The organism is Aeromonas sp. V90_14, from assembly GCF_029967615.1.
Classification (GTDB): Bacteria; Pseudomonadota; Gammaproteobacteria; order Enterobacterales; family Aeromonadaceae; genus Aeromonas; species Aeromonas hydrophila.
This window is the reverse complement of the sequence record NZ_JASCAS010000049.1, coordinates 13,287-29,607: the sequence shown is the minus strand read 5'-3', so window position 1 is coordinate 29,607 and position 16,321 is coordinate 13,287. Positions and strand designations below refer to the sequence as shown.

The window sequence follows — 16,321 nt, the reverse complement described above, 5'->3', positions numbered from 1 at the left end:
TCGATTACCAGCGGTAGTTGATGCTGCCCACTACGCTGCGCGGCTCGCCGTAGTAGCAGTAGTAGTCGCAGCTGGCCACGTAGGTATCACCCAGCAGGTTGTTGACGTTGAGCTGAGCCCGCCAGTTCTTGGCAAAGTCATACCCGATCATCGCATCCCACACGGTATGGGCCGGCACCTCGGCCGAGCCGTAGATGGGGGTGTAATCCGCATTCACGGCGCCGATGCCGACGCTGGAGCCGACGTAGCGCACGCCGCTACCCAGTTCCAGACCGGAGATCGGACCCTGCTGCACCTTGTAGTTACCCCAGAAGGAGGCCTGGTGGCGCGGGATCAGGCTGGCGCGGCGATCGCCCTTGCCGGTGTCGTTGGTCTTGGCATCGGTATAGGTGTAGGCGGCGGTCAGGCGCAGCGCCTCGGTGGCCTGCACGCTCCCTTCCAGCTCGACGCCCTGGGAGGTCACTTCACCGGCCTGGGTCTGCTGGCCGGAACCGGTGGAGACCAGCGAGTTGGTCTGTTCCAGATCGAACAGGGCCAGGTTGATGTAGCCATCGAGGAAGCTCGGCGCGTACTTGACGCCGGTCTCGTACAGGGTGCCCTTGAGCGGCTTGTAGGATTGGCTGGTGTTGGGGTCGATCCCCGGCAGCACCTCGAACGACTCGGCATAGGCAATATAAGGAGAGAGACCGTTGTCGGCCAGGTACATCAGGCTGCCGGAGAGGGAGAGCTCGTGATCATACTGCTTCTCGTTCTTGCCCTTGGCTTCGCTGATGTTGTGGGTCTCCACGTAGTCGAAGCGACCGCCGCCGGTCAGCAACCAGCGATCGTCCCAACGGATCTGGTGCTGGGCGTAGAGGCCGCTCTGGCCCTTGGTGCTCTTCTGGTGGGTGGCGGTGGATTCATCAAAACCGGGGAAGCCGCTGTAATCCGGGTTCATGGTATTGATGGAGCCCATGCCGTAGTTGTCGGCTTCCTGGCCTTCATTGACATGGCGCTGCAGATCCACCCCCAGCAGCAGGGTCTGCTCGGTGCTGTCGGTGTTCCAGTAACCCACCATCTGGTTGTCCATGGTGGCGCTCTTGGTAGTGCCATCACGGTAAACCAGGCCACGGAAGGCGGTAGTGCCTTCATAGGTCGGGAAGATATAGGTCTGGCGCAGCAGCAGATCGTTGTAGTTGAAGCGGACGTTCTGCTTGAACTCCCAGGTCTGGTTGAGCTGGTGGGCCAGCTCGTAACCGGTGGAGATCTGGGTGTTGCGGTTGCGATCGTAATCCGGCTGGCTCAGGTTGGTGCTGGGATCGATCTGGCCACCGCTGGTATTGAGGGTGCCGTAAACCGGGAAGAAGCCGTTGGTCGGCACCCCTTCGTCGTGCAGGAAGCTGGCCAGCAGGGTCAGGCTGGTACGATCCGAGAGATCGAAGGTCACGCTCGGCGCCAGATAGACGCGATCGTTGTAGGTGCCATCCAGCACGCCGTCACGCTCTTTATAAAGAGCAACCATGCGGTAGCGGCTGTTGTCGGTCAGTGCATCGGAGACATCCACCCCGATCTGGCGGTGATCCCGGCTGCCGAGCTGCAGATCCAGCAGCCCCTGCGGGGTGGCGGTCGGCCGTTTGCTGATGGCATTGATCACGCCACCGGGAGGCGCCTCCCCGTAGAGGATCGAGGCCGGCCCTTTCAGCACTTCCACGCTCTCCAGGCCGAACGGCTCCGGCGTCCAGACATAGTAACCGGTGCCGAACAGGCGGTTGCCGTCCAGATAGGAGGCGGCATCGAAGCCACGCACCTTGAACCAGTCGGTATTGTTGTCGGAGCCATAGAGGCCGCTGAGCACGCCGGAGCGGTAGCGCAGGGACTCGTCAAGCTGCTGCACGGCATGCTGATCCAGGTCCTCGCGGTTGACCACGGAGACGGCGCGAGGCGTCTCGGCCATCGGCACTTCCACCTTCATGGCGGTGCCGGTGACCACCATGGTCTCGCTGGCCTTGGGCAGTTCTTTCGGTTGTTCGGCCGCCAGCACGGGCAGGCTGGCCAACAGGCAGGAGAGCGGCAACAGTTGCTGTGCGCCTCTCTTTCGCATTGCTGCGATGGGGGTGTCTTTTTGCGCAATCATAGTAAGTGTCTCAAATATCAATGAGTTGTTTCTGATTTCTTATTATTGGTGCCCGGTCATGCCGGTAGCCCGGTTCCTCAGGCGAATAAAGCAGCGACATGCTACTACAGGAGCCATGATCGAATCGATTCAATAATTGCTAATCATTTGCATCTGCATTGTTACTTAACGTATCAAGGCGTCGATTGAGCAGCATATGAAAAGGGGGAACAGATCTTTTTCTGCCAGTCGGCAAGAAGGCGTCAACGGAGCGTCGGGGATCCCCATTGATGGGCAAAAAGCACCGAGGATCCATTATCCCCAAGCTTTATCCATATTTATCCACACCCTTTGGCGGTAGAATCCGGCTTTCCCTCGCTTCGTCTGAAATCAGGATCCATTCCATGGCCAAACTCAATCTCGTCGTCGGTTCCATGCTGGGAGCCGCCGAATATGTCGCAGACCACGTCACCAGCCTGCTGGAACAGGCAGGCCATCAGGCCGAGATCCACAATCCGGCCAGCCTGGCCGAGGTGCTCGCCGAGCCAGAAGCCATACTGCTGGTGGTCACCTCGACCCACGGCGCCGGCGATGTGCCGGACAACCTGCAGCCCTTCGCCAAGGATCTTGCCGAGCAGCATCCGGATCTTAAAACATTGAAATATGGCGTGATCGCGCTGGGTGACAGCAGTTATGACACCTTTTGCCAGGGCGGCAAGACGCTGGATCGACTGCTGGCCGAGTGCGGCGCCAGCCGGATTGGAGATCGTCTGGACATCGACGTGACCCAGCACGAGATCCCGGAAGATGCCGCTGAAGGCTGGATCCGGGACTGGTTGGCATTGATCGCCTGAACGGGAGCGGGAGATCCGGTAAAAAAGGCCTTGATCTCCCCGCTTATCCCCAGATCGCTATCCACCAGGTTATTAACAGATGGATCCGGATAAGTTGTTCTACGCCGTTACCCACAATGCCGCCGAGAAATGTGTATAACTATGGTGTAAAACTCTGTAAAACCTATAGTTATCCATGTATGAGATCCAGAGCGGCAAGCCTCTGTGTATAAAAACCCTTGTTATCCCCCAGTTCACCGGGCCAGGATCCAAGCTTTTCCACAACCTGGGATCGTCTTTAACACGATGATCTTTATGATCAAAAAGTGCTTATCAACAGAAGTGGCGGATCCTAATAAAAGATCCAATAAAAGATCGATCTAAAGATCCTTAAGATCTATTTAGTGGATCCTCCCTCCATACTGAACGCTAAGTAGACGTTCCCCTCAGGGCGTGAAACAGATAGAATGTTCCGCCCTTCAGCCTAGGCAAATAAAGATCTTCAGGCGTGCAGATCAAGGTGATCCCCAATGCAATACCATGAACAATTTGATGTGATCGTCGTTGGCGGCGGTCATGCAGGAACCGAAGCAGCAACAGCGGCAGCCCGGATGGGGCTGAATACCCTGTTGCTGACCCACAATATCGATACGCTGGGACACATGTCCTGTAATCCGGCGATCGGCGGGATCGGCAAGGGACACCTGGTCAAAGAAGTAGATGCTCTCGGCGGGATCATGGCGCGCGCCATCGATCTTGGCGGGATCCAGTTCCGCACCCTCAACTCCTCCAAAGGACCGGCAGTGCGCGCCACTCGTGCCCAGGCGGATCGCCTGCTGTACAAGGCCGTCGTACGCCAGATGCTGGAGAACTACCCCAACCTGAAGATCTTCCAGCAGGCCTGTGACGATCTGATCATGGACGGGGATCGGGTTGCCGGCGTAGTGACCCAGAGCGGGATCCGCATCAGTGGCAAGACGGTAGTACTGACCGTCGGCACCTTCCTGAACGGCCTGATCCACATCGGGATGGAGAACTACAAGGGCGGTCGCGCCGGGGATCCTCCCTCGATCGCCCTCGCCCAGCGCCTGCGGGAACTGCCGCTGCGCATCGATCGTCTCAAGACCGGCACACCGCCGCGCATCGATGCCCGAAGTGTCGATTTATCGGTGATGCAGGCCCAGTACGGCGACGATCCGCGCCCGGTCTTCTCCTTCATCGGCGACGCCAGCCAGCACCCGCGTCAGGTGCCCTGCTACGTTACCCATACCAACGAGCGCACTCACGAGGTGATCCGCAACAACCTGGATCGCAGCCCCATGTACGCCGGGGTGATCGAGGGGATTGGGCCGCGTTACTGCCCGTCGATCGAGGACAAGATCACCCGCTTTGCCGACAAGACGGCGCACCAGATCTTCGTCGAGCCGGAAGGCCTGACCACCCACGAACTCTACCCGAACGGGATCTCCACCAGCCTGCCGTTTGACGTGCAGGTGCAGATCGTCCGTTCCGTACGCGGCTTCGAGAATGCCCATATCACCCGTCCCGGCTACGCCATCGAATACGACTTCTTCGATCCGCGGGATCTCAAGGCCAACATGGAGAGCAAGTGCATTCCAAACCTGTTCTTCGCCGGCCAGATCAACGGCACCACCGGCTATGAAGAGGCCGCCGCTCAGGGTCTGCTGGCCGGTCTGAACGCCGGTCTGCGGGCGCAGGAGAAAGATGCCTGGCATCCGCGCCGGGATCAGGCCTACATCGGCGTGATGATGGACGATCTCTCCACCCTGGGGACTCGCGAGCCCTACCGCATGTTCACCAGCCGCGCCGAATATCGCCTGCTGCTGCGCGAAGACAACGCCGACCTGCGTCTGACCGGCATCGGTCGCGAACTGGGTCTGGTTGACGACGAGCGCTGGGGCAAGTTCAACGCCAAGATGGAGCTGGTGGAGCAGGAGCGTCAGCGCATGCGCTCGACCTGGATCCACCCGCAGCATCCGTCGCTGGAGGCGGTCAATGCCCTGGTCAACACCCCGTTGACCCGCGAGCAGAGCCTGGAAGAGCTGCTGCGTCGCCCCGAGGTGACCTATGAGGCCCTGATGGCCATCGAAGGGGTCGGTCCGGCCCTGCCCGATACGGCCGCCGCCGATCAGGTGGAGATCCAGATCAAGTACGCCGGCTACATCGAGCGCCAGCACGACGAAGTGGAGAAGCAGCTGCGCAACGAGAACACCCTGTTGCCGCTGGACATGAACTACCGCGACGTCAACGGCCTCTCCAACGAGGTGATCGCCAAGCTCAACGATGCCAAGCCGCAGACCATAGGTCAGGCGTCCCGCATCTCCGGCATCACCCCGGCGGCTATCTCCATCCTGCTGGTTCATCTGAAAAAACACGGCCTGCTGCGTAAAACCGCCTGAGGATCCTACCGTTGCAAAACATGCTGGAAAGATTGAACGGCCTGCTCATGCAGGCCGGAATTGTTATCACCGATACCCAAAAGACCCAGTTGGTTCAGCTTGTCGAGTTGCTGCACAAGTGGAACAAGGCTTACAATCTCACCTCGGTACGAGATCCGGACGCCATGCTGGTCAAGCATATCCTCGACAGCCTGGTGGTGAGCCAGCACCTGCACGGTGAGCGCTTCATCGATGTGGGCACCGGCCCGGGCCTGCCCGGCCTGCCGTTGGCGATCATCAACCCGGACAAGCAATTCGTGCTGCTGGACAGCTTGGGCAAGCGGATCAACTTCATCCGCCAGGTGATCCTGGAGCTGGGCTTGACCAACGTGACGCCGGTCAAATCCAGGGTCGAGGAGTATCAGCCCGAGGTCGGATTTGACGGTGTGCTGAGCCGGGCATTCGCCTCGCTGGAAGACATGCTGAACTGGTGTCACCATCTGCCGTCGGCCCAGGGCAGCTTCCTGGCGCTCAAGGGACAATTCCCCGAGCAGGAGCTGGCCCAGTTGCCCGCCAACATCCATCTGGTCGCCTCCCATCAACTGGTGGTGCCGGAGCTGGAAGGCGAACGTCATCTGCTGGAATTCAAACATATCCAGCCCGAATAGGGTCGCAGTTTCATTTAGGGGACAGTGTGGGAAAAGTCATCGCCATAGCCAACCAGAAGGGTGGAGTGGGTAAAACCACCACCTGTGTGAACTTGGCCGCCTCCATGGCCGCTACCCGCCGCAAGGTGCTGGTGATCGATCTGGATCCGCAGGGCAATGCCACCATGGGCAGCGGTGTTGACAAGTACGACGTCGAGCGCACCGCCTATGAGCTGCTGATCGAGGATGCCCCCATCGGCGAGGTGATCATCCCCGAAACCTCCGGGGGCTATCACCTGATCGCCGCCAACGCCGACGTGACCGCAGCCGAAATCCGGCTGATGGAATTCTTCGCCCGCGAGATCCGCCTGCGCAATGCGCTGGCCTCGGTACGAGACAAATACGACTACGTCTTCATCGACTGCCCGCCTTCTCTCAACATGCTGACCGTCAACGCCATGGCTGCCGCCGACTCCGTGCTGGTGCCCATGCAGTGCGAATACTATGCGCTGGAAGGGCTTACCGCCCTGGTCGACACCATCAGCAAGCTGGCAGCAGTGGTCAACCCGGAGCTGAAGATCGAGGGGGTGCTGCGCACCATGTTCGATCACCGCAACCGGTTGGCCAATGATGTGTCCGATCAGCTTAAACAGCACTTCGGGGACAAGGTCTATCGCACCATCATTCCCCGCAACGTAAGACTGGCTGAGGCGCCGAGCTTCGGTGCGCCGGCCATGCACTATGACAAATCATCGGTGGGCGCCAAGGCCTATCTGGCTCTGGCTGGCGAGATCCTGCGCCGTCAGGAGCAGGAACGTCAGGTGACCATCGCAGACCGAGAGAGCATATGACGCCGAAAAAACGTGGGCTGGGCAAGGGGCTGGACGCTCTGCTCAGCACCAGCACGGCCGCGCGCCAGAAACAGGTGATGAGCGACCAGCGCACTGAGCAGGCCATGGCCCCGACCAACCAGGGCGAGCTGCGCAAGCTGCCGGTGGAGTGGCTGCAATCCGGCAAGTACCAGCCGCGCAAGGATATGTCGCAGGATGCGCTGGAAGATCTGGCCAACTCCATCCGTGCCCAGGGGGTGATCCAGCCCATCGTGGTGCGTCCGCTCGGCGAGCACTCCTTCGAAATCATCGCCGGTGAGCGGCGCTGGCGCGCCTCCCAGCTGGCCCGCCTCGAGGTGGTGCCCTGCCTGGTCAAGGACGTGCCCGACGAGGCGGCCGTCGCCATCGCGCTGATTGAGAATATCCAGCGCGAGGATCTCAATGCCATCGAAGAGGCGGTCGCCCTGCAGCGGCTGCTGACCGAATTCGAACTGACCCACCAGCAGGTGGCCGAGGCGGTGGGCAAGTCCCGCACCACGGTCACCAACCTGCTGCGCCTCAATCAGCTCAACGACGACGTGAAGCGCTTCGTCGAGCACGGCGACCTCGACATGGGCCATGCCCGTGCCCTGCTGGCGCTGAGCGGCCAGGCCCAGTCCGAACTGGCGAAACTGGTGGCCCAGAAGGGGCTGACAGTGCGAGATACCGAGAAGCTGGTGCAAAAAGCGCTGGAACCGGCAAAAGCCAAGGTCGAGCCCGTCCGTGATCCCCAGTTTGGTTATCTCGAGCGCCAGATTTCAGAAAAAATTGGCAATCAGGTACAACTTCAGCCGGGAAAACAGGATAGCGGTAAGTTAGTAATAAGTTACGAGAACTTGGCGGATTTGGACCGGGTATTGGGCTATTTTGGCCTGTCAGAAACGTGATTTTTACGCTTTTTGTAGTAATAAAACATCCATTCCTTTTGATATGAACATAACCTTAATTCTGTGCGGAAAGCCGCAAAAATTAAGGATTTTTGCCATGTTGCAATAGCTGTCTTCAAGGGTATAATTTGACCGGCTTTTTGGGCTGTAAACGCGGGGTCTTCGGATCCCGATTTTTTACAGTTCTGTAATGTTCAGGGGTAGGTTGGTGAAGCAGAAAATAGCCTTGGAAGGTTTAACGCTGGCCTTGGCTATGCTCGTTTGTCAGCTCGTCCTGATCCTGGCGATCAGTACCGTCTGGTTTTACCAGACCGGTGCGTTTGCCGGACGCTCCTCCCTCTTCGGGGGGGGCATGTACTGGGTTCCTCAAGCCCTGTTCACGCTCTGGGTTCTGCGCCGCAAGGTGACGAAGGAGAGTGTGGGCCTGGTTCTGCGGGACTTTTATGGTGGGGCAGGGATTAAGCTCATTACTACAACAGGACTTTTCGCCCTGATGTTTGGCGCCGGGATCGAGGTTGATACCGTCTCGTTCTTCGCCACTTATATCCTCGCCCTCGTTGTACAGTGGATAGTCTCATTCACGCTTAACAACCACTATTAGGAAAACTCATGTCTGCAACCGGAGAAGTCCTGACTCCTCAGGGATATATCTCCCACCATCTGACCCATCTGCAAGTCGGGTCTGGGTTCTGGACGGTGAATATCGATTCCATGATATTTTCCGTCTTGCTAGGCGCTCTGTTTATCTGGTCGTTCCGCCGTGTCGCCGTCAAGGCTACCAGCGGTGTGCCCGGCAAACTGCAGTGCTTTGTGGAGATGCTGGTCGAGTTTGTGAGTGGTAACGTCAAGGACATCTTTCACGGTCGTAACAAGGTCATCGCACCTTTGGGCCTGACAGTGTTCGTGTGGATCTTCCTGATGAACCTGATGGATCTGATCCCCGTTGACTTTATCCCCCACGCTGCACAGTTGATGGGTGTTCCCTATCTGCGTGTGGTTCCCTCTGCTGACGTTAACATCACCATGTCCATGGCTTTGGGCGTGTTCTTCTTGATCCTGTACTACAGCATCAAGGTCAAGGGTATCGGCGGGTTCGTGAAGGAGCTGACGCTTCAGCCTTTCAACCACCCGGCGGCCATCCCGGTTAACCTCATCCTGGAAACTGTTACGCTGATTTCCAAACCTGTTTCTCTGGGTCTTCGACTGTTCGGCAACATGTATGCTGGCGAACTGATCTTTATCCTGATTGCGGGTTTGCTACCCTGGTGGTCACAGTGGATCCTGTCCGTGCCTTGGGCAATTTTCCACATCCTGATCATCACTTTGCAGGCGTTTATCTTCATGGTGCTGACCATCGTCTATCTGTCGATGGCACAAGAAGACCATGGTTGATGCAACTCAAATAATCCTTTTTATACAATCAATTACATCTAAATAAATGGAGATCCTCATGGAAAACTTGAACATGGACCTGCTGTACATCGCTGCTGCAATGATGATGGGTCTGGCGGCTATCGGCGCGTCCATCGGTATCGGTATCCTGGGTGGCAAGTTCCTGGAAGGCGCTGCTCGTCAACCTGACCTGATCCCTGTTCTGCGTACCCAGTTCTTCATCGTGATGGGTCTGGTGGATGCGATCCCGATGATCGCCGTTGGTCTGGGTCTGTACGTGATGTTTGCGGTTGCTGGCTAAGTCTCAACGACTCCCGGACATAACCCATTAACTAACTAAGAGGACATAGGCTGTGAATATCAACGCCACCCTCCTCGGCCAAGCAATTGCTTTTTTCATCTTCGTAGTGTTTTGCATGAAGTACGTATGGCCGCCGCTGATGGCAGCCATCGAAGCCCGTCAGAAAGCCATTGCTGACGGTCTCTCTTCCGCGGAGCGTGCCAAGAAAGATCTGGATTTGGCCAAGGCCAACGCCACCGATCAGCTGAAAGAAGCCAAGCTCCAGGCTGCAGAAATCATTGAACAGGCTAACAAACGTAAAGCCCAGATCATTGATGAGGCTGCTGCCGGTGCCCACTCTGAGCGGGAAAAAATCCTGGCTCAGGGCCGTGCCGAGATCGAAGCTGAACGTCATCGTGCCAAAGAAGAACTGCGTAAGCAGGTTGCTGCTCTTGCCATTGCTGGTGCAGAGAAGATCCTGGCGCGTCAAATCGACCAGGCTGCCAACAGCGACATCGTCGACAAACTGGTAGCAGAACTGTAACGGGAACGGGGCTATGTCTGAACTGACTACAATCGCTCGCCCCTACGCCAAGGCTGCTTTCGAGTTTGCCGTTGAGCACAAGGCGGTTGACCAGTGGCTGGGGATGCTCGGCTTCGCTGCACAAGTAGCGGAGAACGAGACCATCCACAACCTGGTAAACGGCTCTGTGGCTGCTGAAGAACTGGCAAGTATCTTTGTCGGTATCTGCGGTGAGCAACTCGACGAGCATGGTCAGAACCTGATCCGGGTGATGGCTGAGAATGGTCGCTTGGGTGTGCTGCCGGCGGTCGTTGCTGAATTCGTCGCGTTCAAGGCTGAACTGGATAAAGAAGTTCAGGCTGACGTGATTTCGGCGATCGAACTGACCGACCAGCAGAAAGCCAATATTCAGGCTTCTCTGGAACAACGTCTCGCGCGCAAAGTGAAGCTGAATTGCAGCATGGATGCGTCCTTGATGGCCGGGGTGCTCATCAAGGCCGGTGATCTGGTTATCGACGGTACAGTCCGCGGTAAGCTGGATCGCATGGCTGACGCGCTGCAATCTTGATTGGGGTATTAGAGCATGCAACTGAATTCCACTGAAATCGCCGAGCTGATCAAGCAGCGCATTGCGCAGTTTGATATCAAGAGCGAAGCGCGTAACGAAGGTACCATCGTCTCTGTGAGCGACGGTATCATTCGTATTCACGGCCTGGCCGATGCCATGCAAGGTGAGATGATCGAGCTGCCGGGCAACCGCTACGCTCTGGCATTGAACCTGGAGCGTGACTCCGTCGGTGCGGTGATCATGGGTTCCTATGACGGTCTGTCAGAAGGAATGAAAGTAAAAGGGACTGGCCGCATTCTGGAAGTGCCGGTCGGTCGTGGTCTGTTGGGCCGGGTGTTGAACACCCTGGGTCAGCCGATCGACGGTAAAGGTCCAATCGACAACGACGGCTTCTCGCCGATCGAAGTGATTGCACCGGGCGTTATCGAGCGTAAGTCTGTTGACCAGCCGGTCCAGACCGGTCTGAAAGCCATCGATGCCATGATCCCTATCGGTCGTGGCCAGCGTGAGCTGATCATCGGTGACCGTCAGGTTGGTAAGACCGCCATCGCGATCGACACCATCATCAACCAGAAAGACTCCGGCATTAAGTGTGTCTACGTTGCGATTGGCCAGAAGGCCTCCACCATCGCCAACGTGGTGCGCAAGCTGGAAGAGCACGGCGCCCTGGCCAACACCATAGTAGTGGTTGCCTCTGCTTCCGAAGCTGCCGCTCTGCAGTACCTGGCTCCGTATGCCGGCTGCTCCATGGGTGAGTACTTCCGTGACCGCGGTGAAGACGCGCTGATCATCTATGATGACCTGTCCAAGCAGGCCGTAGCTTATCGCCAGATCTCCCTGCTGCTGCGCCGTCCGCCAGGACGTGAAGCTTACCCGGGTGACGTTTTCTATCTGCACTCCCGTCTGCTGGAGCGTGCTGCTCGCGTCAACGCCGAGTACGTAGAGAAGTTCACCAATGGTGCCGTGAAAGGCCAGACCGGTTCCCTGACCGCGCTGCCGATCATCGAAACCCAGGCGGGTGACGTATCTGCATTCGTACCGACCAACGTGATCTCCATCACCGATGGTCAGATCTTCCTGACCTCACAGCTGTTCAACTCCGGTATTCGTCCGGCGGTTGACCCGGGTATCTCCGTATCCCGTGTGGGTGGTGCTGCTCAGACCAAGATCGTCAAGAAGCTGTCCGGTGGTATCCGTACCGCGCTGGCCCAGTATCGCGAACTGGCGGCATTCGCCCAGTTCTCCTCCGATCTGGACGACGCAACCCGCAAGCAGCTGGACCACGGTCAGAAAGTGACCGAGCTGATGAAGCAGAAACAGTACTCTCCGCTGAGCGTGGCTCACCAGTCTTTGGTGCTGTTCGCCGCGGAAAAAGGCTATCTCTCCGATGTCGAGCTGAACAAGATCGTCGACTTCGAAGCCGCTCTGCTCTCTTACGCCAATACCCAGCATGCTGAGCTGATGGCTGAAATCAATGCCAAGGCCGACTACAACGACGCGATCGTTGGCAAGCTGACTGCGTTGCTGGATGACTTCAAGGCAACCCAGACCTGGTAAGCGTGTGTGGCAGCGCGAGCTGCCACCTGATGGAGAGTAAGAGATGGCCGGCGCAAAAGAGATACGTAACAAGATCGGGAGTGTGAAAAACACTCAGAAGATCACCGGCGCTATGGAAATGGTGGCAGCAAGCAAGATGCGCCGTGCGCAAGATCGCATGTCTGCCAGCCGTCCGTACGCTGAAACCATGCGCAAGGTGATCGGCCATATCGCTCAGGGGAACTTGGAATACAAGCACCCCTACCTCATCGAACGTGAGGTCAAGCGAGTGGGTTACATCGTCGTCTCCACCGACCGTGGCCTGTGTGGCGGTTTGAACATCAACCTGTTCAAGGCTGCCCTCAATGACATGAAGCAATGGAGCGCGAAAGGAGCCAAGGTTGACCTGGCTCTGATCGGCAACAAGGCCTCCAACTTCTTTGAACGGCACGGCGCCAAGGTGAAAGCTCATGTCGCAGGACTGGGCGATAACCCGAGCGTCAATGACCTGATTGGTTCAGTCAAGGTCATGCTGAAGGCTTACGACAACGGTGAGATTGACAGGCTGTACCTGGTGTACAACAAGTTCGTCAACACCATGGTTCAGCAACCACGAGTCGATCAACTGCTGCCTTTGCCCGTAACTGAAGACAGCAAGCTCGCCAAGAAACACCACTGGGATTACCTCTATGAGCCGGATCCCAAACAACTGCTGGATACCCTGTTGATTCGCTACGTCGAATCCCAGGTCTACCAGGGGGTAGTGGAAAACTTGGCAAGTGAACAGGCAGCCCGAATGGTTGCCATGCAAGCCGCGACTGACAACGCCGGTAACCTGATTAACGATCTGCAACTGGTATACAACAAGGCCCGTCAGGCCAGTATTACCCAGGAACTGACAGAGATCGTATCCGGTGCTGCTGCGGTGTAAGGCAAGGGTTATCAAAGGTTTAGAGGATTTGACATGAGTAACGGTTTCATCGTCCAAATCATCGGCGCTGTGGTGGACATCGAGTTCCCGCAAGATGCCGTGCCCCAGGTGTACGATGCACTGAAGGTTGTCAGCGAAGGTCAAGGCCAGGGTCTGGTGCTGGAAGTTCAGCAACAGATCGGTGGCGGCGTCGTTCGTTGCATCACCATGGGCTCCTCCGACGGTCTGCGTCGTGGGTTGGAAGTAGTGAATAGCGGTAAATCCATCCAGGTGCCGGTCGGTGTATCGACTCTGGGTCGGATCATGAACGTACTGGGCGATCCGATCGACGAAAAAGGTCCGATCGGTGAAGAAGAGCGTTGGTCCATCCACCGCGCGGCTCCCAGCTACGAAGATCAGTCCAACAGCAACGACCTGCTGGAGACCGGCATCAAGGTTATCGACCTGGTATGCCCGTTCGCCAAGGGTGGTAAGGTTGGTCTGTTCGGTGGTGCCGGTGTAGGCAAGACCGTAAACATGATGGAGCTGATCCGTAACATCGCGATCGAACACAGCGGTTACTCCGTGTTCGCTGGTGTAGGTGAGCGTACCCGTGAGGGTAACGACTTCTACCACGAGATGATGGAGTCCAACGTACTGGACAAAGTATCTCTGGTTTACGGTCAGATGAACGAGCCGCCCGGAAACCGTCTGCGCGTGGCGCTGACCGGTCTGACCATGGCCGAGAAGTTCCGTGACGAAGGTCGTGACGTGCTGTTCTTCGTGGACAACATCTACCGTTACACCCTGGCCGGTACTGAAGTATCCGCACTGCTGGGCCGTATGCCCTCCGCAGTAGGTTACCAGCCGACCCTGGCCGAGGAGATGGGCGTTCTGCAGGAACGTATCACCTCCACCAAGACAGGTTCCATCACCTCCGTACAGGCCGTTTACGTGCCTGCGGATGACTTGACCGACCCGTCTCCGGCGACCACCTTCGCCCACCTGGATGCGACCGTCGTACTGTCCCGTCAGATCGCGGCTCTGGGTATCTACCCGGCCGTTGACCCGCTGGACTCCACCTCCCGTCAGCTGGATCCGCTGGTGGTTGGCAAGGAGCACTACGAGACTGCTCGTGGCGTTCAGACCGTACTGCAGCGCTACAAAGAGCTGAAGGACATCATCGCCATCCTGGGTATGGATGAACTGTCAGAAGAAGACAAACTGACCGTAGCCCGTGCCCGTAAGATCGAGCGTTTCCTGTCCCAGCCGTTCTTCGTGGCAGAAGTGTTTACCGGTTCCCCGGGCAAATACGTGCCGCTGAAAGAGACCATCCGTGGTTTCCAGGGCATCCTGAAAGGCGAGTACGACGATCTGCCGGAGCAGGCGTTTTACATGGTTGGCAGCATCGACGAAGTTGTCGAGAAAGCCAAGAAACTGTAAGCCTCGATAGGAGGGCCCATGGCAGAGATGATCTCCTTTCACCTGGACGTGGTGAGCGCTGAAGGAAAACTGTTTTCCGGTCGCGTGCAGTCCGCTCAGGTATCAGGCTCCGAAGGTGAGCTGGGTCTCCGCCACGGTCATGCTCCGTTGCTGACTGCCATCAAGCCGGGCCTGGTCCGCTTGGTGAAGCAGAATGGAACTGAAGAGGTGCTGTACATCTCCGGCGGCATGCTGGAAGTACAACCCGAAGCCGTGACCGTGCTGGCGGACACCGCGATTCGTGCCGACGATTTGGATGAGGCGAAAGCCCAGGAAGCCAAACGCGCGGCGGAAGAGCGGATCCACAGCTCCCATGGTGATATCGACTACGCCCAGGCCGCCACCGAGCTGGCCAAGGCGATGGCTCAACTGCGGGTCATCGATATCGTCAAAAAGAATTACCGTTAATAACGGTGAGGTAAAAAGCGACCTGCGGGTCGCTTTTTTTTTACTCGTTGGATAGACTCCGCCGAGTATTTCTTCATGTTCCAAAGGTCGAATTATGTCTCTCAACGTCGTGATCCTGGCTGCGGGTAAAGGTACCCGTATGCGCTCCTCCCTGCCCAAGGTGCTGCACCCGGTCGCCAACAAGCCGATGGTTTCCCATGTGATCGAGACTGCCCGCAAGGTCGGTGCCGAGCAGCTGCATCTGGTGTACGGCCACGGTGCCGAACTGCTGAAGGAGCGGATCCAGGCATCCGACCTGAACTGGGTGCTGCAGGCGCAGCAACTGGGTACCGGCCACGCCGTCGCCCAGGCTATCCCGTTCTGGCAGGACGAAGACGACGTGCTGGTGCTGTACGGCGATACCCCGCTGATCCAGCCGGAAACCCTGCAGCGGCTGCTGGCCGCCAAGGCAAGCGATGGCATGGCGCTGCTGACCGTGGTGCTGGACAACCCGACCGGTTATGGCCGCATCGTGCGCAGCAACGGTCAGGTGGTCGGCATCGTCGAGCAGAAGGATGCCAATGCCGAGCAGCTGGCCATCCGCGAAGTGAACACCGGCGTGCTGGTGGCCAACGGTGGCCAGCTGCGCAGCTGGCTGTCGCGTCTGGACAACAAGAATGCCCAGGGCGAGTTCTATCTGACTGACGTGATCGCCATGGCCCATGCCGACAACTGCCCCATCGCCGCAGTCCACCCGGACGACGCCATGGAAGTGGAAGGGGCCAACAACCGGGTGCAGCTGGCCCAGCTCGAGCGCAGTTACCAGAAGATGCAGGCCGAGCGGCTGATGATCGCCGGCGCCACCCTGATCGACCCGGCCCGCTTCGATCTGCGCGGCACCCTGGAAATCGGGGAAGAGGTGGTGATCGACGTCAACGTCATCATCGAAGGCAAGGTGGTGCTGGGCAACCATGTCCGCATCGGGGCCGGCAGCGTGCTGAAGGATTGTGTGATCGGCGACCACACCGAGGTGAAACCCTACTCCGTCATCGAAGGGGCGCAGATCGCCGATCAGTGCTCGGTCGGTCCCTTTACCCGACTGCGCCCGGGCGCCGTGCTGGAGCAGGACGCCCACGTCGGCAACTTCGTCGAGATGAAGAAGGCCCGGCTGGGGGTTGGCTCCAAGTGCGGTCATCTGACCTATCTGGGGGATGCCGAAGTAGGTGCCAAGGTGAACATCGGGGCCGGCACCATCACCTGCAACTACGACGGGGTGAACAAGTTCCAGACCATCATCGAGGATGACGTCTTCGTCGGCTCCGATACCCAGCTGGTGGCGCCGGTGCGCATCGGCAAGGGGGCGACCCTGGGGGCCGGCTCCACCATCACCAAGGACGTGGCCGAGAATGAGCTGGTGATCACCAGGGTACCCCAGCGTCACATCAAAAACTGGGCTCGCCCGGTCAAGAAGAAGTGATGCCCGATCAATGAAATGCAAACCGGCGCCTGATGGCGC

Annotated in this window: 16 protein-coding genes; 15 read left to right on the top strand and 1 reads right to left on the bottom strand. The window is 58.1% G+C overall.

What is annotated here, in order from left to right; genetic code table 11:
* Positions 1-4 precede the first annotated feature (4 nt).
* Positions 5-2,113 carry a TonB-dependent siderophore receptor gene (locus QLG02_RS21395; protein WP_181014860.1) on the bottom strand — a complete coding sequence of 703 codons (2,109 nt, stop codon included), beginning with the start codon at positions 2,111-2,113 and terminating at the stop codon, positions 5-7.
* A 383-nt stretch (positions 2,114-2,496) separates the two neighbouring features.
* Between QLG02_RS21395 and mioC the strand changes: the two genes are divergently transcribed.
* The 15 genes from mioC to glmU all read left to right on the top strand — a co-directional run bounded on the left by mioC (position 2,497) and on the right by glmU (position 16,282).
* Positions 2,497-2,946: an FMN-binding protein MioC gene (mioC, locus tag QLG02_RS21390; protein ID WP_282466064.1), complete on the top strand. Its 450-nt coding sequence runs from the start codon at positions 2,497-2,499 to the stop codon at positions 2,944-2,946.
* Positions 2,947-3,455: 509 nt separating this feature from the next.
* The gene (gene mnmG, locus QLG02_RS21385; protein ID WP_017410470.1) at positions 3,456-5,345 is read left to right on the top strand and encodes a tRNA uridine-5-carboxymethylaminomethyl(34) synthesis enzyme MnmG; all 1,890 of its coding nucleotides are present in this window, start codon (positions 3,456-3,458) and stop codon (positions 5,343-5,345) included.
* A 20-nt stretch (positions 5,346-5,365) separates the two neighbouring features.
* Positions 5,366-5,992, top strand: coding sequence for a 16S rRNA (guanine(527)-N(7))-methyltransferase RsmG (gene rsmG / locus QLG02_RS21380; RefSeq protein WP_024946269.1), 627 nt, complete (start codon positions 5,366-5,368; stop codon positions 5,990-5,992).
* Between the two features lie 26 nt (positions 5,993-6,018).
* On the top strand, positions 6,019-6,822 hold the full coding sequence (locus QLG02_RS21375; protein ID WP_011707916.1) for a ParA family protein: 804 nt from the start codon (positions 6,019-6,021) through the stop codon (positions 6,820-6,822).
* On the top strand, positions 6,819-7,727 hold the full coding sequence (locus tag QLG02_RS21370; RefSeq protein ID WP_011707915.1) for a ParB/RepB/Spo0J family partition protein: 909 nt from the start codon (positions 6,819-6,821) through the stop codon (positions 7,725-7,727). The genes QLG02_RS21375 and QLG02_RS21370 overlap by 4 nt, the downstream gene beginning before the upstream one ends.
* Positions 7,728-7,917: 190 nt before the next feature.
* A complete protein-coding gene (locus QLG02_RS21365; RefSeq protein ID WP_017410469.1) occupies positions 7,918-8,328 on the top strand; it encodes an ATP synthase subunit I in 411 nt (136 codons plus the stop codon).
* An 8-nt stretch (positions 8,329-8,336) separates the two neighbouring features.
* A complete protein-coding gene (gene atpB / locus QLG02_RS21360) occupies positions 8,337-9,119 on the top strand; it encodes a F0F1 ATP synthase subunit A (protein WP_011707913.1) in 783 nt (260 codons plus the stop codon).
* A gap of 58 nt (positions 9,120-9,177) precedes the next feature.
* Complete coding sequence (gene atpE, locus QLG02_RS21355; protein WP_005307205.1) at positions 9,178-9,420, top strand: F0F1 ATP synthase subunit C; 243 nt, start codon at positions 9,178-9,180, stop codon at positions 9,418-9,420.
* 52 nt (positions 9,421-9,472) lie between these two features.
* Positions 9,473-9,943 (top strand): F0F1 ATP synthase subunit B, encoded by a 471-nt coding sequence (gene atpF / locus QLG02_RS21350; protein ID WP_011707912.1) that lies wholly within the window; start codon positions 9,473-9,475, stop codon positions 9,941-9,943.
* A gap of 13 nt (positions 9,944-9,956) precedes the next feature.
* Positions 9,957-10,490, top strand: coding sequence for a F0F1 ATP synthase subunit delta (gene atpH, locus QLG02_RS21345; protein ID WP_011707911.1), 534 nt, complete (start codon positions 9,957-9,959; stop codon positions 10,488-10,490).
* Positions 10,491-10,505: 15 nt separating this feature from the next.
* The gene (atpA, locus tag QLG02_RS21340) at positions 10,506-12,047 is read left to right on the top strand and encodes a F0F1 ATP synthase subunit alpha (protein WP_011707910.1); all 1,542 of its coding nucleotides are present in this window, start codon (positions 10,506-10,508) and stop codon (positions 12,045-12,047) included.
* Positions 12,048-12,090: 43 nt separating this feature from the next.
* Complete coding sequence (gene atpG, locus QLG02_RS21335; RefSeq protein WP_011707909.1) at positions 12,091-12,957, top strand: F0F1 ATP synthase subunit gamma; 867 nt, start codon at positions 12,091-12,093, stop codon at positions 12,955-12,957.
* Between the two features lie 33 nt (positions 12,958-12,990).
* The gene (gene atpD / locus QLG02_RS21330) at positions 12,991-14,379 is read left to right on the top strand and encodes a F0F1 ATP synthase subunit beta (protein WP_005307215.1); all 1,389 of its coding nucleotides are present in this window, start codon (positions 12,991-12,993) and stop codon (positions 14,377-14,379) included.
* Positions 14,380-14,397: 18 nt separating this feature from the next.
* Positions 14,398-14,826, top strand: a complete 429-nt coding sequence (locus QLG02_RS21325; RefSeq protein ID WP_005307217.1) for a F0F1 ATP synthase subunit epsilon — start codon at positions 14,398-14,400, stop codon at positions 14,824-14,826.
* Positions 14,827-14,920: 94 nt separating this feature from the next.
* Positions 14,921-16,282 (top strand): bifunctional UDP-N-acetylglucosamine diphosphorylase/glucosamine-1-phosphate N-acetyltransferase GlmU, encoded by a 1,362-nt coding sequence (gene glmU, locus QLG02_RS21320; RefSeq protein WP_076362555.1) that lies wholly within the window; start codon positions 14,921-14,923, stop codon positions 16,280-16,282.
* Positions 16,283-16,321 lie beyond the last annotated feature (39 nt).